The sequence below is a fragment of the Pontibacter brevis genome, from assembly GCF_054779655.1.
Map to the genome: position 1 here is coordinate 1 of NZ_BAAGXV010000016.1, position 22102 is coordinate 22102.

19 protein-coding genes are annotated in these 22102 nt (G+C 50.6%); 11 read left to right on the forward strand and 8 right to left on the reverse strand.

Annotated features, from left to right (window positions below; translation table 11 throughout):
- From ACYVB1_RS04055 to ACYVB1_RS04070, 4 genes are all read right to left on the reverse strand, one after another.
- Nucleotides 1–502: IS110 family transposase (locus ACYVB1_RS04055; RefSeq protein WP_460920845.1), on the reverse strand; the 502-nt coding region annotated here is incomplete at its 3' end.
- Between the two features lie 287 nt (nucleotides 503–789).
- Nucleotides 790–3879 (reverse strand): translation initiation factor IF-2, encoded by a 3090-nt coding sequence (gene infB / locus ACYVB1_RS04060; protein ID WP_460920847.1) that lies wholly within the window; start codon nucleotides 3877–3879, stop codon nucleotides 790–792.
- 119 nt (nucleotides 3880–3998) lie between these two features.
- Entirely contained in the window at nucleotides 3999–5252 is a 1254-nt protein-coding gene (gene nusA / locus ACYVB1_RS04065; RefSeq protein WP_460920849.1) for a transcription termination factor NusA, read from the reverse strand.
- Between the two features lie 7 nt (nucleotides 5253–5259).
- The gene (locus ACYVB1_RS04070; protein WP_460920851.1) at nucleotides 5260–5730 is read right to left on the reverse strand and encodes a ribosome maturation factor RimP; all 471 of its coding nucleotides are present in this window, start codon (nucleotides 5728–5730) and stop codon (nucleotides 5260–5262) included.
- Nucleotides 5731–6078: 348 nt separating this feature from the next.
- Here ACYVB1_RS04070 and ACYVB1_RS04075 point away from each other — a divergent pair, with 348 nt between their 5' ends.
- From ACYVB1_RS04075 to ACYVB1_RS04085, 3 genes are all read left to right on the forward strand, one after another.
- Nucleotides 6079–7218 (forward strand): endonuclease/exonuclease/phosphatase family protein, encoded by a 1140-nt coding sequence (locus ACYVB1_RS04075; RefSeq protein WP_460920853.1) that lies wholly within the window; start codon nucleotides 6079–6081, stop codon nucleotides 7216–7218.
- Nucleotides 7219–7328: 110 nt separating this feature from the next.
- Entirely contained in the window at nucleotides 7329–8825 is a 1497-nt protein-coding gene (cysS, locus tag ACYVB1_RS04080; RefSeq protein ID WP_460920855.1) for a cysteine--tRNA ligase, read from the forward strand.
- Nucleotides 8815–9828 (forward strand): M28 family peptidase, encoded by a 1014-nt coding sequence (locus ACYVB1_RS04085; protein ID WP_460920857.1) that lies wholly within the window; start codon nucleotides 8815–8817, stop codon nucleotides 9826–9828. Before cysS ends, ACYVB1_RS04085 begins: the two co-directional genes overlap by 11 nt.
- Before the next feature lie 121 nt (nucleotides 9829–9949).
- Here ACYVB1_RS04085 and ACYVB1_RS04090 read toward each other — a convergent pair whose 3' ends face one another.
- Nucleotides 9950–10612 carry a hypothetical protein gene (locus ACYVB1_RS04090; protein ID WP_460920859.1) on the reverse strand — a complete coding sequence of 221 codons (663 nt, stop codon included), beginning with the start codon at nucleotides 10610–10612 and terminating at the stop codon, nucleotides 9950–9952.
- A gap of 174 nt (nucleotides 10613–10786) precedes the next feature.
- Between ACYVB1_RS04090 and ACYVB1_RS04095 the strand changes: the two genes are divergently transcribed.
- From ACYVB1_RS04095 to ACYVB1_RS04125, 7 genes are all read left to right on the forward strand, one after another.
- Nucleotides 10787–12088 carry an amidohydrolase family protein gene (locus ACYVB1_RS04095; protein WP_460920861.1) on the forward strand — a complete coding sequence of 434 codons (1302 nt, stop codon included), beginning with the start codon at nucleotides 10787–10789 and terminating at the stop codon, nucleotides 12086–12088.
- Between the two features lie 91 nt (nucleotides 12089–12179).
- Entirely contained in the window at nucleotides 12180–13397 is a 1218-nt protein-coding gene (locus tag ACYVB1_RS04100; protein ID WP_460920863.1) for an amidohydrolase family protein, read from the forward strand.
- Between the two features lie 539 nt (nucleotides 13398–13936).
- Nucleotides 13937–14995, forward strand: coding sequence for a class I fructose-bisphosphate aldolase (locus ACYVB1_RS04105; RefSeq protein ID WP_460920865.1), 1059 nt, complete (start codon nucleotides 13937–13939; stop codon nucleotides 14993–14995).
- A 154-nt stretch (nucleotides 14996–15149) separates the two neighbouring features.
- Nucleotides 15150–16058: an acetyl-CoA carboxylase, carboxyltransferase subunit beta gene (accD, locus tag ACYVB1_RS04110; protein ID WP_460921109.1), complete on the forward strand. Its 909-nt coding sequence runs from the start codon at nucleotides 15150–15152 to the stop codon at nucleotides 16056–16058.
- A gap of 244 nt (nucleotides 16059–16302) precedes the next feature.
- Nucleotides 16303–17058 carry an OmpA family protein gene (locus ACYVB1_RS04115; protein ID WP_460920867.1) on the forward strand — a complete coding sequence of 252 codons (756 nt, stop codon included), beginning with the start codon at nucleotides 16303–16305 and terminating at the stop codon, nucleotides 17056–17058.
- Between the two features lie 320 nt (nucleotides 17059–17378).
- Nucleotides 17379–18086, forward strand: a complete 708-nt coding sequence (locus tag ACYVB1_RS04120) for an OmpA family protein (RefSeq protein WP_460920869.1) — start codon at nucleotides 17379–17381, stop codon at nucleotides 18084–18086.
- A 258-nt stretch (nucleotides 18087–18344) separates the two neighbouring features.
- Nucleotides 18345–18479: a hypothetical protein gene (locus ACYVB1_RS04125; RefSeq protein ID WP_460920871.1), complete on the forward strand. Its 135-nt coding sequence runs from the start codon at nucleotides 18345–18347 to the stop codon at nucleotides 18477–18479.
- Between the two features lie 101 nt (nucleotides 18480–18580).
- Here ACYVB1_RS04125 and ACYVB1_RS04130 read toward each other — a convergent pair whose 3' ends face one another.
- Nucleotides 18581–19255: a DUF2238 domain-containing protein gene (locus ACYVB1_RS04130; protein WP_460920873.1), complete on the reverse strand. Its 675-nt coding sequence runs from the start codon at nucleotides 19253–19255 to the stop codon at nucleotides 18581–18583.
- Between the two features lie 190 nt (nucleotides 19256–19445).
- Nucleotides 19446–20135 carry an MBL fold metallo-hydrolase gene (locus ACYVB1_RS04135; RefSeq protein ID WP_460920875.1) on the reverse strand — a complete coding sequence of 230 codons (690 nt, stop codon included), beginning with the start codon at nucleotides 20133–20135 and terminating at the stop codon, nucleotides 19446–19448.
- A gap of 236 nt (nucleotides 20136–20371) precedes the next feature.
- Between ACYVB1_RS04135 and ACYVB1_RS04140 the strand changes: the two genes are divergently transcribed.
- On the forward strand, nucleotides 20372–21079 hold the full coding sequence (locus ACYVB1_RS04140; protein ID WP_460920877.1) for an endonuclease III domain-containing protein: 708 nt from the start codon (nucleotides 20372–20374) through the stop codon (nucleotides 21077–21079).
- A 14-nt stretch (nucleotides 21080–21093) separates the two neighbouring features.
- On the opposite strand, the gene ACYVB1_RS04145 is transcribed toward ACYVB1_RS04140, so the two are convergent.
- Nucleotides 21094–21999, reverse strand: coding sequence for a S66 peptidase family protein (locus ACYVB1_RS04145; protein ID WP_460920879.1), 906 nt, complete (start codon nucleotides 21997–21999; stop codon nucleotides 21094–21096).
- Nucleotides 22000–22102 lie beyond the last annotated feature (103 nt).

The window sequence follows — 22102 nt, forward strand, 5'->3', positions numbered from 1 at the left end:
GCTGCCGTGCGTGCTGGTGCAAGGTCTTCTGCAGCCCCTCTGCCACCGTCTGCAGCTGCCTGAGCTCCAGCACGTGCGCCGCCTCCGGCTCCCACGCTGCCGGCCGCTCTGCCTTGGCGTACTGGGCAATCATCACGGCGTCCTTCTTGTCTGTCTTGGCCCTGGTCAGGCGCATCTGGCAGAAGCGGCGCACCGACAGCGGGTTGACCACTGACACGCTCACGCCCCTTTCACACAGGAAGCTGGCCAGGCGCAGGTAGTAGGGGCCTGAGGCCTCCATCACACAGCAGGCCGGGGCCTCCCTTATCTGCAGCAGCAGCTGCTCGAAGCCGGCCCTGTCGTTGCTCAGCCGCAGGTGGCGGTGTTTTCCCGCTGCAGGCAGGGCCGCATCGAAGAAGTCCTTGGAGATGTCGATGCCCACGTACGCTAATTGTTTTTCAGCAGATTCCATATCTTTGTGTTTAGAAGAGTTGGAAGAAGAACTGCTTTTCTCTCTTATCAATCCTNGAAGCGGCCTTACTCTTTTCCCCTTCTTCTTTTGCCCTTAAAGCTACAGAGACAAACCTTCTCTTGGAATCCCACAATTGCACTTGCAGAAACTTTGGCCAAGATAGGATGACAGTCTGGTAACTGTTCACCTTAAGTTGATGGCCTTGTGTCGCGAGTTGCCCATACCGAACAGCATTAGAACAAAGAACACAGGAGCTACAATACAACATACACGTTTTAAAGCAAATCGCCCCAGCCGCGTTTGCAGCTGGGGCGATTTGTTTATCTATATGCTCTGTTTTACAGCGTACGTTTTACTTCTTTCTCTACGTAGGCCTCAATCACGTCGCCAACCTCTATATCATTGTAGTTTCTTAGGCTGATACCACACTCGTAGCCTTGTTTCACTTCCGATACATCATCTTTGAAACGCTTCAGTGCCAGTATTTCACCATCGTGCACTACAATGCCATCGCGCACCAGGCGAACCTTGGCGTTACGCTGAATGCTGCCGTCTGTTACCATACAGCCTGCAATGGTACCCACCTTCGTTATCTTGAAGACGTCACGCACCTGTGCGTTACCCGTAATCTCTTCCTTCAGTGTTGGCGCCAGCATACCTTCCATGGCGTCTTTCACCTCGTTTATGGCGTCGTAGATGATAGAATACAGGCGTACATCAATTTGTTCCTGCTCTGCCAGTTTACGTGCATTCTGCGAAGGACGCACCTGGAAACCAATGATGATTGCATCAGAAGCCGAAGCCAGGAGTACATCTGATTCTGAGATGGCACCCACTCCTTTGTTAATGATGCTTACCTGCACTTCAGGTGTAGACAGCTTCAACAGGGAGTCAGCAAGTGCCTCTACGGAACCGTCCACGTCACCTTTCACAATTACGTTAAGCTCTTTGAACGAACCGATAGCCAGACGACGACCAATCTCATCCAGTGTGATGTGCTTTCGGGTACGTAAACTCTGCTCACGCTGTACCTGTGAACGGTTTGTGGCAATTTCACGTGCCTCACGCTCTGATTCCATTACCAGGAACTTGTCACCGGCCTGTGGTGCTCCATCCAGACCAAGCAACTGCACCGGTGTAGACGGACCTGCTTCTTTCATTTTCTTACCCAGGTGGTTGGTCATGGCTTTTACTCTACCATAGTGCGAGCCAGCCAGTACAACATCGCCAATCTTCAGCTTACCTGTCTGTACCAGCACGGTAGCTACATAACCACGGCCTTTGTCAAGGGAGGCTTCAATAACGGTACCGATTGCGGCTCGTTCAGGGTTAGCCTTTAACTCAAGAATTTCGGCTTCAAGAAGTACCTTCTCTAGTAGGTCCGGAACACCCTGGCCTGTTTTAGCGGATACTTCCTGCGACTGGTATTTTCCACCCCACTCTTCCACCAGAATGTTCATCTGGGCGAGTTCCTCTCTAACCTTATCCGGGTTAGCGTTCGGCTTATCTACTTTGTTCAGCGCAATGATAATCGGTACGCCAGCTGCCTGTGCGTGATTGATGGCCTCTTTTGTCTGAGGCATCACCGAATCATCAGCAGCAACCACGATAATAACAACGTCTGTTATTTTGGCGCCACGGGCACGCATCGCCGTAAAGGCTTCGTGACCTGGTGTATCGAGGAAGGTAATAGTACGGCCGCTCTCAGTTTTAACTTTATAAGCACCAATGTGCTGCGTAATACCACCGGCCTCACCGGCTGTAACGTTTGCGTTACGGATGTAGTCAAGCAGGGATGTTTTACCGTGGTCAACGTGACCCATAATGGTCACGATTGGTGCACGCTCTTCCAGATCCTCCTCGTTCTCCTCTCCAATATCTTCGAGCCCCTGCTCTTCTTCTGTTGTGATAAAATCAACGTCGTAGCCAAACTCATCTGCAATCACCGTGATGGCTTCTGCATCAAGGCGCTGGTTGATGGACACGAACATGCCCATCTGCATACACACTTTGATGACGTCGTTCACGCTCACATCCATCAGGGCAGCAAGGTCATTAGCTGACACGAATTCTGTTACACGCAGTGTCTTTGACTCTGCCTGCTCCGCCATACGGCGCTCTTCGTTGGCATCAGCCACAGCTGAACGCTTTTCACGACGATACTTGGCACGGTTGCCACTGCCACCTTTACCACCGCTAAGTTTTGCCAGCGTTGCTTTAATCTGCTCCTGGATTTCCTTATCAGTAACCTCTGCTTTTGCCGGTCTGCTAGCTGGGGTGGTAGGTCTTTGCCCACCTTTGCCGCCACCTCTTGGAGGGCGTGCTCCGGGAGCTCCGCCGCCGCCTCGTTGCTGCGAAGGCACGATAGGGCGCTGATTGCCTTGCCCGGGTCCCTGGCCTTGTGCCTGACCCTGCTGGCCTTCTGTGCCTACAATAATGCGTTTGCGCTTTTTCTTCTTGCCTTTCTTGTCGTCTGATGACGCCACAGGCTTAGAGCCTTTTCTGCGCGATTCTGTCGGCAACTCTATTTTGCCAAGTACAGTGAGACCTTTTAACTGGTCTGCTCTTCCTGAAATCTTTTCTATGTCTTTTTTATTTTCTTGGTCGTTCGCTGCATCAGGAGAGGCCGGTTGCTGAGGCGCCTTCTCTGGTGCTGGCTGTTGCGGAGCGCTTGCGGCTGGTTTTTCAGCTGCAGGCTTCGCAGGTTGTGGTGCAGCAGGTGCTTCCGGTTCTGTTGGCTTGGCAGGAGCCTCTGGAGCCTTGGCAGCTGGTGGTGCCGGTGTAACAGGAGCCTCCGGTGTTTTTGGAGCTTCTGTTTTCTCTAGTGCCGGTGCAGCAGGTTGTGCAGGCGCAGGTGCAGCGGCCTGTGGTGCCGGTGCCTGTGGCGCTTCTGCAGCAGGCTTCTCGACTGCCTTCGGCGCAGGTGCTGGTTCCGGTTTTGGTTCAGGAGCTGATGCAGCTGCCGGCGCCGGTGCTGGTGCAGGTTCCGCTTTTTTCGGAACAGGCCGACCTTTGGCATCCAGCTCAATCTTGCCTAACACTTTAATGCCAGGCAACTTGGAAGCAGGCTCAGCGGGCGCTTCCGGCTGAGGTGCAGGCGCTGCCGGCCTGGGCTGGTTGCTGTTCTTGATCAACATTTCCGGCTCAGGCTCGCTTTGTTTCTTTGGTTCAGGGTGATGCTTTTCAGACTCAATTACCTGGTTGCTCTGCGGCTTCTTGCCTATATTGATTTCTTCCGCCTCCTGCTTGTCCTGCATAGAAGAAGCGTATTCTTTAGCCAGCATACTGAACTGCTCTGCCGTGATTTTGGTAGTGGGCTTATTGTCCACGTCAAAACCTTTAGCAGAGAGGTAGTCCACAATGGTAGTAGTACCAATGTTCAATGTAGTTGCAACCTGTTTGAGCCTCCTTGTTTTTTCTTCTGCCATTTTGTTCTAATATGCTGTCTTTTATTTCTGTGTAAAAAATATAGTTGCTTTGTCAGAGACTAAAAGCCGCGCTCTGCTGTAATTCTTTCAAAATTAAACGAACAGAGCGCAACTCGCAACTACTGGTTATCTTCTTCTTCCAACTCTTCTCGCAGGATAGAGAACACATCCTCAATCGTCTCTTCTTCCAGTTCTGTGCGGCGCAGCAAATCTTCTTTGCTCACAGCCAGCACACTTTTCGCTGTATCGAGGCCAATGCGTCTCAATTCTGCAATCACCCAATCTTCAATTTCATCTGAGAACTCTTCCAGGCTGATGTCTTCCTCGTATGTCTCAGACTCACGGAACACGTCGATCTCAAGGCCCACCAAGCGGCTTGCCAGTTTGATGTTCTGGCCGCCTTTACCAATAGCCAGCGATACCTGGTCTGGTTTAAGGAATACCGACACACGTCCGTTTTCCTCGTCTATCTTCATGCTGCTGATCTTAGCCGGGCTAAGGGCACGCTGAATATAAAGCTCCAGGTTCTCGGTATAGTTGATGACGTCAATGTTCTCGTTCTCCAGTTCGCGCACGATACTGTGGATGCGGGAACCTTTCATGCCTACGCAGGCTCCTACCGGGTCAATGCGGTCGTCAAAAGACTCCACTGCTACCTTGGCGCGTTCACCTGGCTCACGTACAATTTTCTTGATGGCAATCAGGCCATCGTAAATTTCCGGTACCTCGTTCTCGAACAGGCGCTCCAAAAAGGCTGGCGATGTACGGGAAAGGATAATCTTTGGGTTACCGTTTACTATCTCCACACGCTGCACCACCGCTCTTACTACATCACCTTTGCGGTAACGGTCTTTGGGTATCTGCTCTACCTTTGGTATCAATAGCTCGTTTTCCTCCTGGTCGAGTAATAACACCTCGCGGTTCCACACCTGGTATACCTCGCCGGAGATAATTTCTCCCACCTGGTCTTTGTACTTCTGGAACACCAGTTCTTTCTCCATGTCCTTGATGCGCTGGATCAGGGTCTGGCGGGCTGTGAGTACAGCGCGGCGGCCAAAGTCTTCCAGTTTCACCTCTTCTGATACTTCCTCGCCTACCTCAAAGTCAGGCTCAATTTTGCGGGCATCAGAAAGGCTGATCTTGTCATGGTCCCAGATGTCTTCAGAGTTGTCGTCCACAATCTCGCGGTTACGCCAAATCTCCAGGTCACCCTTTTCCACGTTTAGAATGATGTCAAAGTTCTCGTCAGTAGACCACTTTTTACGAATCATGGTGCGAAACACATCCTCAAGGATGCGCATCATGGTCGGGCGGTCAATGTTCTTGAATTTCGCGAATTCGGAGAACGACTCGATCAGGACTGAACTGTTCATTATTTTATCATTTAAAAGATATTACAACATTTGCTTTTACAATCTCCCCGAAAGGTATTTGCGCAGGCACATACGTTGCCTTTTTGCCTTTTTGTTTAACTTCCTCCAACAGGTTAAGCCCGGTTTCAGTAACTTCCTCCAGCTTTCCTGTTTTCTCTTTGCCATCCTGCAGCCTTAGCTTCAGGTTACGGCCTATATTACGTTTAAATTGCTGTGGCTGTGTCAGCGGAAAGTCCAAACCAGGTGAACTTACCTCCAGTACATAACTTAACTCCTCGCCAAACACTTCCACAATTTGCTTGTTAATGCGACGGCTGATGGTGGCGCACTGGTCTATCGTGATGCCCTGCTCTCCATCGGCCAGCACCGTGATTTTAGGGCGGGGCGAGTCAGACACGGCCACATCCACTATAAACAGGTCTTGCTCCGGCAGGCTCGTCTCCGCCATTTTTCTTATGGTTGTTTCAGTAAGTGCCATAGCAAACGGTTAAGAAATAAAGAAGGGGACCCCGTGTCCCCTCATCTCCTTGGAAATAATGGCACAAATTTACTACAAAATCCTTAGATAAACAACATAGCGTATTGCCAATGCCTGTATTAAATTATCAGAATCACTTAATTACAAGGAAGCGATGGCAAAAGCCCGGCAGTGCAGGAGGCCTGTTAAAGCGCGGCCTTGGTATGTAACAGGCGCTGCTGTAATTTAGTTCGGGCAGTGCTGAGATAGTGTGCCGGGGAACAAAATTTGTTTTGCGGCAACATAATATCTTGTGTCTTCAGGCGTGGGATAGAAATAGATACTGTCATAATTCGTAAGTTTGCTCTTGTGTCTGATACCTTCAAAAAAATACGCACACGCATATGGCTCTTCCTCAACATTGCAGTAGTGTTGTGGTTGCTGCTGGGAGTGCTGTGTATGCAGGTGCCGCCCTATAAATTCTGGCCTGCGGGCTTTGTGGCATTCTCGCTGCCCGGAGCGTTGGTACTAAACTTCCTGTTCCTCGTGTACTGGGCGCTGCGCCGCTCCTGGTATGTGGCTTTGCCCCTTGCGGTGATGGTGCTGGGCTGGAGCTATTATGAACGCCTGGTACCGCTGGGCCTGGTAAAGGAGCTGCCGCCACAGGACGCTAAAACCCTGCATGTGATGAGCCTGAATACCCATATGTTTACAGCCTATGAAGGCAAAGAAAGGCGGACCGCGGGCGTGTCCACTGAAATGGTAGATTGGGTAGCGGGGCATCCGGCAGATGTGTATTGCCTGCAGGAATTTTTCAGCAACCCTAAGTCTAAGGAATATAATTATAACATTATTAACAGGATAGGCACACGCCACGGTAAAGTGGAGTTCTTCTCCGCAGCAAGTTCCAGCCGTAAGCACGGTGACTTGGGAGTGGCCATTTTTTCCAAATACCCTATCGTAGACAAAGGCGTCATTCATTTTTCCGAGAAATCCAGCGGCAACCGGGCCATATGGGCAGACCTGGATATGGACGGGGATACGGTGCGGGTGTATGCCGCCCATCTGCAGTCTATGAGCATTAAAGCAGAGGACATAGAGAACACTTACACCTCTATCGGAACGGACGAGGAAAGCTTTAGGAGAGAAGGACGCAACCTGGCGCGGCGCCTGCGGAAAGGCTTTATAGCGCGCGGCTACCAGGTGGAGATGCTGCTGGAGCATTTCAGGAACTGCCCGTACCCGTTCGTTATTAGCGGCGATTACAACGACATTCCTTTCAGCTATACTTACAATGAGCTGGCCAAAGAGCTGAGCAATGCTTTTGTGAAAGCAGGCAGTGGCCTGGGAGCTACCTATAACGGCCCGCTGCCTTTTTTACGGATCGACAACCAATTTTACTCTGAGGGGCTTCGGGCATACGAGTTTGAGACGCACTATGAAATGGCTTTGTCAGACCACTTCCCGATATCGGCTAAGTATATCGTGGAGCCAAAGGAGGGAGAGTAGCGTTAGGAGATAGCAGGCAATATTTATAGTTTTGAAACATTAAACGGCCAGAATTACCTGGCCACTGTGCCCGATGTGGCTGCACCTGCTGGTGCTTATATTCGATTATCATGCAACAGAAACTGAACCTGTACAATACGCTGACGCGAAAAAAAGAGGTGTTTGAGCCGCTGCACGCTCCCTTTGTAGGGATGTATGTCTGCGGACCAACCGTTTACGGAGAGCCGCACCTGGGCCATGCCCGCAGTGCCGTTACATTCGATATCCTATACCGCTACCTGAAGAACCAGGGCTACAAAGTGCGCTATGTGCGCAACGTAACCGATGTGGGCCACCTGGAGAACGATGCCGACGAAGGCGAAGATAAAATACAGCGGAAAGCCAAGTTAGAGCACCTGGAGCCAATGGAAGTGGTGCAGCACTATACCAACATCTACCATGAAGAACTGCGCAAGCTGAACGTGCTGCCGCCGGACATTGAGCCACGTGCCTCCGGCCACATCATCGAGCAGATAGAGATGATACAGGAGATACTCGCCAGCGGACTTGCCTATGAGGTAAACGGCTCTATCTACTTCGATGTAAAGGCATATAACGAGCACCATAACTACGGCAAGCTGTCAGGGCGCAACATTGAGGACCTGCTGGGGAATACCCGCAACACGGAAGGGCAGGATGAAAAGCGCTCGCCTGTAGATTTTGCCCTTTGGAAAAAGGCTTCTCCTACACATATCATGCGCTGGCCCTCCCCGTGGAGCGATGGCTTCCCCGGGTGGCACCTGGAGTGCTCTGCCATGAGCCGCAAGTATTTAGGCACAACCTTTGATATACACGGTGGAGGACTGGACCTGATGTTCCCGCACCATGAGTGCGAGATAGCACAGAACAAGGCCAGTTGTGAACACGGTGAAGGGGCCCGCTACTGGGTACATAACAACATGATTACAGTAGGCGGGCAGAAGATGGGGAAATCTTTGGGTAACTTCATCAACCTGAGCGAGCTGTTCAGCGGCAGCCATGAGATGCTGGAGCAGGCTTACAGCCCCATGACCATCCGCTTTTTCATACTGCAGGCGCATTACCGCAGCACCCTCGATTTCAGCAATGAGGCACTGCAGGCTGCCCGCAAAGGCTACACCAAGCTGATGAATGGATTGAATGTGCTGAAAAAGCTGAAGTACCCGGAGGACACAGCGGCTGTTGAGCCAGATGCCAAACTGAACGAGGAACTACTGAAGCTGACGGAGGACTGCTACAGGGGGCTGAACGATGACCTGAATACTGCCCGTACCATTGCATCGCTGTTTAACCTGCTGAAGAAAATCAACAGCCTGAACCTGGGTCAGATTAAAATGGAGCAGCTGGAGCGGGGTACGTTTGATACCGTCCGGGATACTTACCAGGAACTGGTGCTGAACGTGCTGGGGCTGCAGGAAGAAGCACTGGGGGATGCGGCGGAAATGCTGGATCTGGTGCTGCAGTTTTACAAAGAGGCCAAAGAGGCCAAACATTACGACAAGGTTGATGTGATACGGGCTGAGCTGAAAAAGCAAGGCATTGTGATCAAAGACCTTAAAACAGGAATTGACTGGGCTTATGAAGAATAAATTGAACATGCTGGCACTGCTATTATGCGGAATGCTCGCCCTTTACTCCTGCGACTCAGCCGACAACGGCGCGGCGCGACAGGTAAGGGTAGGAGAGGAAGAAACCGAAACAGTGCAGGCACCCGCTTTTAATGCTGACACTGCCTATGCCCTTGTAGAGAAGCAGGTAAGCTTTGGACCCCGTGTACCCAATACGGCGGCGCACTATGCCACCGGCGAGTGGATTGTGGCGAAGCTGAAGGAGTATGGCGCAGAGGTGAAAGAGCAGAAGTTTCAGATGCAGGCTTACGATGGCACCACATTGAACCTGCGCAATGTAATTGCTTCTTACAATCCTGGTGCTGCCAACCGTGTGTTGCTGGCCGCTCATTGGGACACCCGCCCTATTGCGGACAAAGACGAGAACGAGCCAGACTCACCAATTGCAGGCGCCAACGACGGTGCAAGTGGGGTTGGTGTGCTGCTGGAAATTGCCAGAACCATACATCAGGCACAGCAGAAACCGGATGTGGGCGTAGACCTTATCTTTTTTGACGGAGAAGACTATGGGCAGCCAGATGACAGTAGTCTGCCTTACAAAGATGACACCTGGTGCCTTGGCTCACAATACTGGAGCCAGAACAAGCACGTACCCAACTACAGGGCCAACTATGGCATTCTGCTGGACATGGTGGGGGCCGAGAATGCCCGCTTTGCCCGCGAGGGCCACTCCATGCAGTTTGCCCGCGAAGTTGTAAACAAGGTGTGGAAAGCAGGTAACAAAATTGGCTATTCTGATTACTTTAAGTACGTGAATGCGCCGGCTATCATAGATGATCATTACTATGTGAACCGGCTAGGGAATATCCGCATGATTGACATCATTGAGTACAACATGAATGCCGCCGACGGCGATTACTTTGGCCCTTATCATCACCGCCACAGCGATAACCTGGATGTGATCAGCAAAAACACCCTAAAGGCAGTAGGGCAAACGGTGCTGCATGTGTTATACAACGAGTAGGCAAACCTCATAAAAGCAGAAAGGCATCCCCTAAAGGATGCCTTTCTGCTTTTATAGCGCGGTGCAGGAAGCGGTGGCAGAAGGGTACAGAATCATTCCTGTACCCGGTGTTTGCCTGTACTTAAGGAATGATGTTGTCTCTTGCCATCTGCTTCACCGTTACTTCCGCAAATTCATCAGCGAATGAGGTAACGGTACCTGGATCGTAGGATCGGGATTGTGCCGACCAGACAAGGTTTTCTGATTGGGCATCATACAGGTTAGCCTCCAGAAAATATACTTTGTCTTCTGTGTAGTAGCCGGGCTGGTACACCATCGGTGACATGTGCCCGTAATAGCCTCTAAAAGAATTGTACCAGCCGAAGCGGGTTGCTGGGGCATAGCCATAGTTTCCGGGCACATAGCGTGTTTCCGTCTCCTGGTCTACCACGGCTGCGGTAACTATGCCGTCATAGCCCTCTCCCTGCATGCGCTGTAGCATCACATCAGGGTCTCCGCCCTGCCTGTTGGCAGAAGGTGGGAAAAGCTCAATGCTTTTGGTAGCATTTATACCTCGCTGCGCTAACTGGTTTTGCATCTGCTCCTCTATTACCTGGCGCGCCTGCACATTGTCTGTCATGGCGGCTACTACTACATTATTGTAAGTTTTTGTAGTGGCTTCCGGACTCCTCCAGGAACCTGTTACTTCTGTGGAGGCGGCGCAGCCATAAACACCGAAGCCTATGACTAAAGCAGTAACGTAGGGCAAGAGCTTTTGGGGGAATGAGTTCATCGTTGTTTTCATAGTTTATTGCGGTTAGGTTATTCTCTGTCCTTTTAATAACGCAGTTCAGGCGCTTAGGATATTAACAGGCTTGGCAGGAACATGAACAGGAATTAACACCTGTTGTTTTACGGGAAAAATAAAATGGCTAAGTTGTGTGGCTAAATAAACCTATACTATCACCCTTATACTTTTATGATAACCAATAAGCGATTGTTGGCCACCTTTGGACTCGCAGTATTACTGGGCGCCGGATCGGCAATGGCACAGGAGCAGCCGCATGTCTTCAGGGGCGCCAGAATCATTCCTATAGCCGGGCAGCCGATTGAGAACGGTGTACTGGTGGTGCAGCACGGTAAAATAACAGCCGTGGGTACCGCTGATAAAGTGCGGGTGCCCAAAGGTGCCGTAGAGTTCGACATGACAGGAAAAGTGATGATGCCAGGCTTGGTGGACACGCACTCACACCTGGGCGAGGGTTCGGGCGGAGATGCCTCTGCGCCGTTGCACCCAGATGTGCGCATCATTGATGGCATTAATCCAATGAGCGACACCTTTAAGCGTGCGCTGGCAGGGGGCATTACCACGGTGAATGTGATGCCTGGCTCCGGCCACCTGATGAGCGGGCAAACCGTTTACCTGAAAATGCGGGAGGGCAAAACCATTGGCGATCTGACCTTCTGCGACGATGTAACGAACGGTATCTGCGGGGGCATGAAAATGGCCAACGGTACCAACCCTATGAAAGCGGCTCCCTTTCCGGGTACAAGAGCCAAGTCGGCAGCCATGGTGCGTCAGTTGTTCCTGGATGCGCAGCAGTACAATAACAAAGTGAAGGCAGCCAAAGCCAAAACCGATAAAATGCCGGAGCGCAAGCCGCAACTGGAGCCACTGGTGGAGGTGCTGAACGGCCAGCGCATCGTTCACTTCCACACACACCGCTACGACGATATTCTCACGGCCCTTCGGCTGCAGAAAGAGTTCGGCTTTAAGCTGGTGCTGCACCACGTGAGCGAGGCCTGGAAAGCAGCGGATGAGATTGCGAAAGCCGGGGTGCCGGCTTCTATCATCACCCTCGACTCACCGGGCGGTAAAACAGAAGCGGTAGAGATCAGCAATGCCAACGGAGCCGTGCTGGAAAAAGCCGGGGTGCTCACAGCTTTCCATACAGATGATGGTATTACAGACTCCCGCCTGTTTATACGTGGTGCCGCCCTGGGCGTGCGGGCAGGTATGAGCAAGGAGAAAGCGCTGGAGGCACTAACCATTGCAGGTGCTAAAATGCTTGAACTGGATAGCCGTGTGGGTTCGCTGGAGAAAGGCAAAGACGCTGACTTCATTGTGTTGAACGGGGAGCCTTTCAGTGTATACACCCGGGTAGAGCAAACGTGGGTAGAGGGGCAGAAACGCTTCGACTTCAGCAAGCCTGAAGACAAAGCCTTTGCCACCGGCGGTTACAATGCCTACGATGGAGAACTTCACTACCACGCGCATTAACAAGCTAAAAGTTAAAGTTCAGAGCTATGAGGTGGAGAGGGGGTTTTGAATGCTTTCATCGCCACTTGTTAAATAACTTCCAGAATACTAAATGAAAAGAAATATACAACTGGCCGCTGCCGTGTTTGCGGCGGCCATACTGGGCATGCCGCAGGCGAAGGCGCAGATTGCCATCAAAGGCGAAACGGTTTATACCATGGCCGGATCGCCTGTGAAAAATGGCGTGGTGCTGATAAACAATGGCAAGATAGAAGCGGTAGGTGCTGCCAATACTGTGCAGGTGCCCCAGGGGTACACAACCTACACTGCAAAAGTAGTAACACCGGGTTTTGTGGATGCTCATACTTCCGTGGGCCTGGCAGGTATTTACAACATTCCGTCCGACCAGCAGCAACTGGAGAAAACAGCTCCCATTCAGCCGGAACTGCGTGCCCTCGACGCTTATAACCCGCAGGAGGAACTGGTAGAGTGGGTGCGCAACCATGGCGTTACGACTATTAACACCGGCCACGGACCGGGTGCCCTGGTAAGCGGCCAGACCATGACGATAAAAACATCGCCGGACGGGTTTGCCACGCTGGTGGATACCACAAAAATGATCGCCTTTACGCTTGGGGCTACGGTAGGAGAGAACTATAACTCTCCTAAAACCTCGGCGAAAGGCATGGCCATGCTGCGGGCAGAGTTGCAGGCAGCGCAGGCTTACGCAAGAAAGGCCTCCAATGCGGACATAAGTAAACGTCCGGACCGCAACCTGAAGCTGGAGTACCTGGCTGGTGTGCTGGACAGAAAGTACAAAGCCCTTGTTACAGCGAACAGAGCCAACGATATTATGGCGGCCCTAAGGCTGGCAAAGGAGTTTAACCTCGATATGATACTGGATGGAGGCGCGGAGGCTTATCTTTTAATAGATGAAATAAAGGCCGCAGGCGTTCCTGTTATTCTGCACCCTACTATGGCCCGGGCTGGAGGGGATAACAAAAATATATCTTTTGAAACAGCCGGCATGCTGGCTAAAGCCGGGGTGCCTGTTGCTATCCAAAGCGGGTTTGAGGCATATGTGCCGCGCGCACGCGTATTGCTGTTTGAGGCTGGCGTAGCCGTTGCCAACGGTATGAGCCCGGAACAGGCCCTGGCTGCCGTTACCACTACGCCTGCCAGGCTAATTGGCCTGGAACAGCGCGTCGGCTCACTGGAAAAAGGCAAAGACGCTGATGTCGTGCTGTTTGACGGCGACCCTTTTGAATACACCACTCATGTTTGCGCCGTGATTATTGACGGTAAGGTGGTGAGCCAGGAGTGCCACTGAAAAGAAGAAGCAATCTGATACCACAGTGTTAAAGCAGCAGGTAGTAAGCCTGCATCCACCGCACGTCATAAAGCTACAAGTATATGTATGTCTACTGTCAGAAGACCCTTTGCGTAAAGGGCCTGTAATATTGACTTTAATCAACCAAAAGCCTCTCAACCTATTGAGGGGCTTTTCTTTTTTAGTTCCTGCCACATGGCACTCCCTGCCACAGCAGCGCACCCGGAACGCATCCTTCTGAAACAGACAAAGCGGCAGAAGCTTAACGGGGAAGTTGTTGTCCGCAGTTTTTTAGGTGATAGCTGACTGCTAGCTATTTAAGTGCTGACTATAAGTTGCTGGTGCTGTGGTTGCCGGGTAACTTTTTAGGCGGTCCATAGTATAGCTTGGAGGAAGCCATTCCAGATAGCTTCCTCCACAAGCCAGGCAGCAATGATAGCATCAGTCTTGTCCGGCTACAGGAATATGCACCCGCAGCACCTTCTGTATTTATGAACGCTAACCTATCATAGTGCTTCCACTTCAAAAATTTAAGACAGATGACCTACGATAACATTGTTTCGATGCTTGGCTCGGATGCGGACAGCCTTTTGCAGCATGAAAGTAAAACCTTCAGCAAAGAACAGCTGCATTTGCCGGGGCCTGATTTTATAGACAGGGTATTTGCCCAGACAAACCGGAGCCCGCAGGTGCTGCGCAACCTGCAACAGCTGTTCAATCATGGCCGCCTGGCTGGTTCAGGCTATATTTCAATACTGCCCATTGACCAGGGTATTGAGCATACCGCCGGCGCTTCCTTCGCCCCGAACCCTATTTATTTTGACCCGGAGAATGTCCTGAAGCTGGCAATAGAAGGTGGCTGCAACGCAGTGGCCACCACCTTTGGAAACCTGGCCATGATGTCGCGGAAGTACGCGCACAAGATTCCGTTTATCGTAAAGATTAACCATAACGAACTGCTGACTTATCCTACCAAGTACAACCAGATCATGTTTGGATCAGTGGATGAAGCCTGGAATTTAGGTGCGGCGGCTGTGGGAGCTACTATTTATTTTGGCTCGGAGGAGTCGTCGCGGCAAATTATAGAGGTGGCCGAGGCTTTTGAGCGGGCGCACCAATTGGGTATGGCCACTATCCTGTGGTGCTACACCCGCAACAACAGCTTCAAAAAAGACGGAAAAGACTATCACGTCGCGGCCGACCTGACAGGGCAGGCCAACCACCTTGGGGTAACTATTCAGGCAGATATCATCAAGCAGAAACTACCTGAAACCAATGGAGGCTTCACCGCCATCAATTTCTCCAAGTCTGATAAAAGAATGTATTCTGAACTGAGCACCGACCATCCGATTGACCTTTGCCGTTACCAGGTGGCCAATTGTTATATGGGCCGTGCCGGTCTCATCAATTCGGGCGGCGAATCGCAGGGAGCGTCTGATCTGCAGCAATCTGTACGAACAGCTGTTATAAACAAGCGTGCCGGTGGTACAGGCCTGATTCTGGGGCGAAGGGCTTTCCAGAGAGAGTTTGCAGAAGGTGTGGAGCTGCTGAATGCGGTTCAGGACGTTTATCTGGCAAAAGAGATCACAATAGCATAATTTGTAGCACAACTGCTGATAATTACATATTTTTGTAGCCTGCCTCTTTAAAAGCCTTTGTAAGGGCTGGGGCAGGCATACATCTTTATACTTTGCTGCCGGCAAAGAATAATACCCAACATTTAAAAGTGCGGCAAGCACGCTTTTGTCTATGATGCCTTGGTTTAAAAGAGTTGAAAAAGGAATTCACACGCCCACAGAGGAGAAGAAGGAGACACCGGATGGGTTGTGGTACAAGTGCCCGGAGTGCAAAGCCGTTACCAGCATGGCCGAGCACCGCAAGAACATGCACACCTGCGTGAAATGCGATTACCATGATCGTATTGGCTCGAAAGAGTATTTTGCCATTCTGTTTGACAACAATGAGTTCACAGAGCTGGATGAAAACCTGACATCCGGAGACCCACTTGAGTTTGTGGATTCAAAGCCGTACCCACAGCGGATTGCCGCTACGGAAAAGAAAACCGGTCTGAAAGATGCCGTTCGCACTGCCTATGGTAAAATGAATGGACAAGACATCACCATTGCCAGCATGGACTTTGCCTTTATCGGCGGGTCTATGGGTTCAGTGGTGGGGGAGAAGATTGCCCGTGCCATCGACTATGCCCGCGAAAACCGCACGCCGTTCCTGATGATTTCTAAATCAGGTGGTGCGCGTATGATGGAGGCAGGCTTCTCGCTGATGCAGATGGCCAAGACATCTGCTAAGCTGGCCCTGCTTGCTGAGGAGGGACTGCCTTACATCTCTTTGCTGACAGACCCGACCACGGGTGGTGTAACAGCCTCCTATGCCATGCTAGGGGATTTTAACATAGCTGAGCCAGGTGCTCTGATTGGTTTTGCCGGCCCACGCGTAATCAAAGAAACAATTGGGAAAGACCTTCCAAAAGGCTTCCAGAGTGCTGAGTTTGTGTTGGAGCATGGCTTCCTTGACTTTATAGTAGACCGTAAGGCGATGAAGCAAAAGCTGACAGACCTGCTGAGCATGGTGATGCCGTCTGCTCAGGAAGAAAAAGCTAAAAGCGAAAAAACCAGGAAGCGTAAAACTGCACCAGCATCTTAAGGCGTAAGCCTATATTTAATCAGCGGGGTCTGCTATTTTTTTTAATAGCAGACCCCGCTCATTTTCAGGGCTGTATACGAAAAGCCTTTATAAGACCAGAAAAATATATTACCAAGTAAATATTAATAGCAGGGGGCGTGGCGTTTTGGCATGAGAGTTGCAATTGGTGTGCTAAGCATGCTTCATAAGTTTAGTAACATCAAAACAACAAAAGAATATTAGCCAAACTTTTACAATACAGACCATGAAATTAACAAACATAACACTTAGCTCATTTTTAGCCGCTACCATGCTGTTTGCCTCCTGCAAGTCCACAGCACCAGTAGCAGGTTCCGGAGACTACGAAACAACTACACAAGCCAAAACCGCTGAGACTGCTGAGACCGACAAACCCGGTATGAAAAAGACCACAAAAGGTGGTATCATCGGAGCTGGTGGTGGCGCTGTGATTGGTGGCCTTATCGGCAACAGATTAGGTAACACAGCTGCCGGTGCCATAGTAGGTGCAGCCGTAGGTGGTGCCACGGGTGCCGTAATTGGCCGACGCATGGATAAGCAGGCGGAAGAACTGGAGAAGACCATGGAAGGCGCTAAAGTAGAGCGCGTAGGCGAAGCCATCCGTGTAAACTTTGACTCCGGTATTCTCTTCCAGGTGAACTCAGCAGAACTGAGTGCCAATGCGAAGCGAGACATTGAGAAACTGGCGAAAACACTCAAAGACTATCAGGGTACTAATGTTATCATAGAAGGACATACAGACAATACCGGTTCTTATGAACTGAACCAAAGGCTGTCAGAGCGCCGTGCAGAGGCAGTGGCTGCTTATGCACGCAGCTTAGGAGTGGAGCATTCCCGCCTGCAGGCGAAAGGCTATAGCTACGACCAGCCTATTGCTGATAACACAACGGCAGAAGGCCGTCAGCAGAACCGCCGTGTAGAAATAATCATTGTTGCCAACGAAGAGTTGAAGCAAGCTGCCGAAAGCGGTGCGCTGAAATAATTGCTATTACTTCCTGTTTTCAATTTGGGTAGCGTCCGTTTAACGTAAGTTGGCGGGCGCTGCTTTTTTACCGCTGCCCCCTATAAGTTTGCGATGCCAGGCAAAGCTTTCGGTAGCCAGGTACTTAAAACCTGTAAATAGCAGGAACGTTAAATATAAAAATGTATAATACGCCTAAAGCACTAACCTTTAGGAGGAATAGTCGTTTAAGTGCTGATTGATAAGCGGAGAAGCTTACAGAAACGGAACATTTTTTAAAAGAAGGAGTAGTATTTAGCACTGAACTTCGTTGTTCAAAAAATTTACTTAAAATGAAAATCATGAAAAACTTTAGAATTTACCTTTCAATATTAGCCATATTTAGCTTGTTGTTCACCTCGTGTAATACTTCGCAGCAGGCAGGTACTACCTCTGAGCGCAGAGGCACGAGTAACACTACAAAGGGCGGTGTAATTGGCGCCGGTTCTGGTGCCGTGGTAGGTGGTGTAATTGGTAGAGTAGCTGGTAACACCGCCGCAGGTGCTATTATTGGTGCTGCTGTGGGTGGTACTGCAGGTGCCGTTATCGGCCGTAGAATGGATAAGCAGGCAGAGGAACTTCGCCGTGACCTGGAGAATGCGGAAGTGGAGCGTGTTGGCGAGGGTATTAAAGTAACATTCAACTCCGGTATCCTGTTCCAGACAAACTCTGCACAGCTGCAGCCAGCTGCCAAGACAGAAATTGCACAGCTAGCTGAGACATTAAAAAAGTATCCTGATACCAACATCCTGATTGAAGGGCATACAGATAACACAGGTTCCCGTGAAATCAACCAGCCCCTTTCTGAGCGCCGTGCACAGGCAGTGGCGGACTACGCTGCCTCTATGGGCGTAGATCGCAGCCGCATGACCACTCAGGGATATGCTTTTGACCAGCCGGTTGCAGACAACTCTACCGAAGCCGGACGTCAGCAGAACCGCCGTGTAGAGATTGCCATCTTTGCAAATGAGGAAATGAAGAAAGCCGCAGAGCGAGGCGATTTGAAATAAGGAACTGAGTTTCGATCTTTTGCCAGCCGTACCTAAGGTGCGGCTGGCTTTTTTTATACCTGGCATTACGGCAGCGCACCACCTGTTGTTGATATAGGTTAACATTATCTTTTCCTGGCGATAAGGAAGGATTTTAAGTGCTGGCTATGCTATTTTTGTGAAGTGTTTCAGGCTACAACCAGGGTGCGTAAAAGTCTTTGTGCCAGTGATTTTTTCTGTAGCCTGACAGCTGTATCAGAACATACCTGAAATAAATGTATGATTAAGAAATTCTTGTACATGGCATTGCTGAGCATGTTTATTACCGCTTTCTTTAGCGCCTGCGAGTGCCTGCTTGGTGATACCGCTGTCACTACCATTACCGGAACAGGAACTGCAGCGGGTACTAAATAATTGTTTCTCTCAGGGGAGCGAATGTAAGCGGCAGATCTTGTGAAATGCCCAAAGAAGCCTGGTATTCCTGTTTCCCGTTTAAGAGACAGCACTTGCCTCTCTTAGGTCCCTTCTTTGGAGAGCCGCCGGCGCTTTAAGGCAAAAGCTACTCCCATTGCTATTAAACTACCCACAAACGCTAAGGCTATGTCCTTTTGCGCATCCCAGATATCGCCCTGCATTCCCAGGAAATCCATGCCCTGCTCTGTGCCGCTAAATGCTATATCAGCCACAAACCACTCTACCAGCTCATACAGGGCACTGAGTGACAGCGTAAGCTCTACCGGGAGCAGAAAACTCAACCAGTAGGGCCTTATTTTAAAGCCGTAAGCCAGTACCTCATGTATAGGGTAAGCCAGTAAAAGGCCAAAGCCCAGGTGTACCAGCCTGTCGTAGTGGTTCCGCTGCAGGTTAAATTGCTCTTTAAGCCACTCGCCAAACGGATTATCGGCATATTGGTACTGGCTGCCATAGACATGCAGCAGCAGGAACAGGAATATAAGCGTGTAGCTGGTGTCTGAAAAGCGAAAAATATGGTAAAACGCCACCAGAAAAATGATTACAGATAGTGTGAGCGTATTCTCCAGCAGCCAATTCATCAGGTCAGGCGTGGTGAGTCCTGTGTAAACCCAGAACCCGGCAAACAGCAGGCAATAGCCTATATGCAGGGGTTGGCTCAGAAAAGGCCTTTGGGCATCTGGTCTCGCGGTCATGGTAACTTTTGGTACTTCAGGCAAAAGCTTTTTGTTTTGCAGCGATAACCTTAAATCACAAGATAGGTTTTAGAGCGCAAGCATTCCAGCGCATAACTTGCTGTGTGTCCGGCGCTTTCGTTTTTACAATACCTTGCACATCAGCAACAGCTGTTTTAAATTGCTACTTTGCTAAAAGGCATGGTTTGCTTTTAAAGGCCAAAGGCAGCAGCAGCTACGCCAGCAGGGCTTTCTCGTAGAATACCAGCCTGATAGGATTATCCTGTGGGCTTTGGGTAGGGTCGCAGTGGTAGCCGTACATGTCAATGCCGTTAATGTAAGGCAGCAGCTTTTTGTAGTAGGTGTGGCCCGTGTTATCAGAATTGAAGGTGATGTCGTGGAAGACAGCCGTTTTTTTCTCTGGTAGCCGTTCCAGTCTTTCGAAAAGCACTTCAGGCTTGCTCAGGTCCCCGGAGTACACAATGCGGCTGTCATTGTCAAAAATATAGGCATAGGTTTGCAGTCCCTCCGAGTGTTGTCCATAGGTATCGATAGGTATAATGCCCTCTACCTGGTCTAGCGGTACAAACTCAGCATATTTATCAGGTTCCTTTACCTGTATCTGCAGGAACTGGTAAAGCTGCTGCTTAAACTGCTCGGATGGGTAAAGGATGACCGGGCGCTTGCTCTTCTCTACAATGTGTTTGTAAAGCAGTAGGTTTGCCAGGCTTCCGCAGTGGTCGTTGTGTAAATGTGTGAGGATGATGTGATCTATTTTCTGTGTTAAGTTCTTTTCCACCAATGTAGGGAACACGGTAAACCCACAATCAATCAACAGGTTGATACCCCGAAACTCCAGTACTGCCGCTGAATTACGATAGTCGGTATCAAAAGCTCCGCCAGTCCCTAAAAATTTAATTTGCATACACGTTCGTTAATGTGACAACATAGGCTGCATTGAACAGATTAAGACATATAGCGGAAAGGGGTGAAAATAGTTGTGTATATAGTTATATTTTTTAAGGGACTATTGCAGACCTTATAGTAAATGGGCTGAATTCGCGGTAAAAGTTAATGGCAAGGAGGTATCTTTTGCGAAATATTCAAAAAGAACAGTGGTGCAGGCGCTGCCGTAAAGTAGGGGAAGAGAAAGATTAGCCTATGGATGCCCACAAACTGCCGAAGGAAGACAAGACCCTGATGACGCACGAGCTGCTGAATGAGGCTTACAAGCGCCTGGAACTGAACAGCCGCCGCGACCCTATGCACGAGCTAGTTTCCACTATGCTCTCGCACCGCACCAACCACGCCGACGAAGTAAAAGCCTACTACACCATGCTGGAGCGCTTCGGCGACTGGGAAGGCGTGATGAACGCAGACGTAGACGAACTGGCAGATGCTGTGCAAACCACGCGCTACCCCGGGCAGAAAGCGCCGCAGATACAGCAGACGCTCCGCACCATAAAAGAGAAACGGGGCGAGATTAACATCAACTTCCTGAAGGACATGCCGGTGGAGGAGGCCATGGACTGGCTGACGAATCTGCCGGGTGTAGGCCTGAAGACAGCCACGCTGCTCCTGCTTTTCAATTTTAAGAAACCCGTGCTGCCTGTAGATACACATGTGTTCCGGGTAAGCCAGCGGGTAGGGTTAATCGGGGCGAAGGTAACAGCCAACAAGGCGCATGAACTGCTCCTCCGGATGCTGCCGCAGGATGCTGTAGAACTGTTCAACTTCCACAAGCACCTGTTCTGGCACGGCCAGCGCATCTGTACTTTCTACAGCCCAAAATGTGAGGAATGTGTGCTCAACAGCATCTGTAACTATTATCAGGATGTGCGGCAGAAGGGAACAGACCAGGCGGCGTAGAAGTCCAGAAAAGCTTAGGCCTTGTCCTCCACATAACGCAACACCGCAGCCTGTTCACTTACCTCCAGTTTCGCCTCCCTGCCACAGACCAATGCCAGGTTCAGCGGCTCATGCCCCACCGGGAAGCCGTAGCAGACAGGGTAATTGTACTTACCCGTGTGCTCCAGGATAATTTCATAAGCCGTTTTGCCGAACGGTAAGGCTGGGTCTTTCATATCACTCATGTCGCCGATGATGAGGCCGGAGAGTTGGGCCAGCTTACCGCTGCGGTCGAGGTGCACCATCATGCGGTCGATGTGGTAAAGGTACTCGTCCAGGTCTTCCAGGAACAGGATCTTACCGGCGGTGCTGCTTTCTGAGCGGGTGCCGGTGAGGGTTCCCAGCATCGAAAGGTTTCCACCAATCAGTTGCCCCTGCCCGGTACCGGTGCGGTTAAGGGCATGGGGTGCAACGGTATACGCCAGCTCTTCCCGGAACAATACCTTCCGGAGTGTCTCGATGGAACTGGCAGTACCTTCTTTAGGAAACAGCAAGGGCATAATGGCGTGTACGCTTTCAATTCCGAGGGTATGGATGTGGCTATGCAGGGCGGTAACATCACTAAAGCCAACCAGCCACTTTGGGTGCTGCTGAAACTTTGTGAAATCCACCTGGTCTATGATGCGAGTGGTGCCGTAGCCGCCGCGGGCACACACAATGGCTTTTATGTGCTCATCGTCCAGCATCTGCTGCAGGTCCTGCAGGCGCAAAGCGTCGTCGCCGGCAAAATAATTGTAGCTGGCGCCTATGGTCTGCCCCAGCACTACCTTCAGCCCCCAACGCTCGAAAGTGCGGATGGCAAATTCAATTTCAGGTAAAGTTATTTTTCTGGCGGTGGCAAGGATGGCGATGGTGTCGCCGGGGCGTAAAGCAGGAATCATAGGCAAGTATGTCAGGACGAAAGGCTAATATAGGGCTTTTAAGATAAAATTTGCGGCGCAGCCATTTTTTGGCCAAATTCGGAACCTCTGGAAGTGGGCGGTG

Excerpts from the sequence above, each read along its gene's own strand:
- infB (WP_460920847.1), bottom strand. The coding sequence starts at position 3,879 with ATGGCAGAAGAAAAAACAAGGAGGCTCAAACAGGTTGCAACTACATTG.
- nusA (WP_460920849.1), bottom strand. The coding sequence starts at position 5,252 with ATGAACAGTTCAGTCCTGATCGAGTCGTTCTCCGAATTCGCGAAATTC.
- ACYVB1_RS04070 (WP_460920851.1), bottom strand. The coding sequence starts at position 5,730 with ATGGCACTTACTGAAACAACCATAAGAAAAATGGCGGAGACGAGCCTG.
- cysS (WP_460920855.1), top strand. The coding sequence starts at position 7,329 with ATGCAACAGAAACTGAACCTGTACAATACGCTGACGCGAAAAAAAGAG.
- ACYVB1_RS04085 (WP_460920857.1), top strand. The coding sequence starts at position 8,815 with ATGAAGAATAAATTGAACATGCTGGCACTGCTATTATGCGGAATGCTC.
- ACYVB1_RS04090 (WP_460920859.1), bottom strand. The coding sequence starts at position 10,612 with ATGAAAACAACGATGAACTCATTCCCCCAAAAGCTCTTGCCCTACGTT.
- ACYVB1_RS04095 (WP_460920861.1), top strand. The coding sequence starts at position 10,787 with ATGATAACCAATAAGCGATTGTTGGCCACCTTTGGACTCGCAGTATTA.
- ACYVB1_RS04100 (WP_460920863.1), top strand. The coding sequence starts at position 12,180 with ATGAAAAGAAATATACAACTGGCCGCTGCCGTGTTTGCGGCGGCCATA.
- ACYVB1_RS04105 (WP_460920865.1), top strand. The coding sequence starts at position 13,937 with ATGACCTACGATAACATTGTTTCGATGCTTGGCTCGGATGCGGACAGC.
- accD (WP_460921109.1), top strand. The coding sequence starts at position 15,150 with ATGCCTTGGTTTAAAAGAGTTGAAAAAGGAATTCACACGCCCACAGAG.
- ACYVB1_RS04115 (WP_460920867.1), top strand. The coding sequence starts at position 16,303 with ATGAAATTAACAAACATAACACTTAGCTCATTTTTAGCCGCTACCATG.
- ACYVB1_RS04120 (WP_460920869.1), top strand. The coding sequence starts at position 17,379 with ATGAAAAACTTTAGAATTTACCTTTCAATATTAGCCATATTTAGCTTG.
- ACYVB1_RS04125 (WP_460920871.1), top strand. The coding sequence starts at position 18,345 with ATGATTAAGAAATTCTTGTACATGGCATTGCTGAGCATGTTTATTACC.
- ACYVB1_RS04135 (WP_460920875.1), bottom strand. The coding sequence starts at position 20,135 with ATGCAAATTAAATTTTTAGGGACTGGCGGAGCTTTTGATACCGACTAT.
- ACYVB1_RS04140 (WP_460920877.1), top strand. The coding sequence starts at position 20,372 with ATGGATGCCCACAAACTGCCGAAGGAAGACAAGACCCTGATGACGCAC.
- ACYVB1_RS04145 (WP_460920879.1), bottom strand. The coding sequence starts at position 21,999 with ATGATTCCTGCTTTACGCCCCGGCGACACCATCGCCATCCTTGCCACC.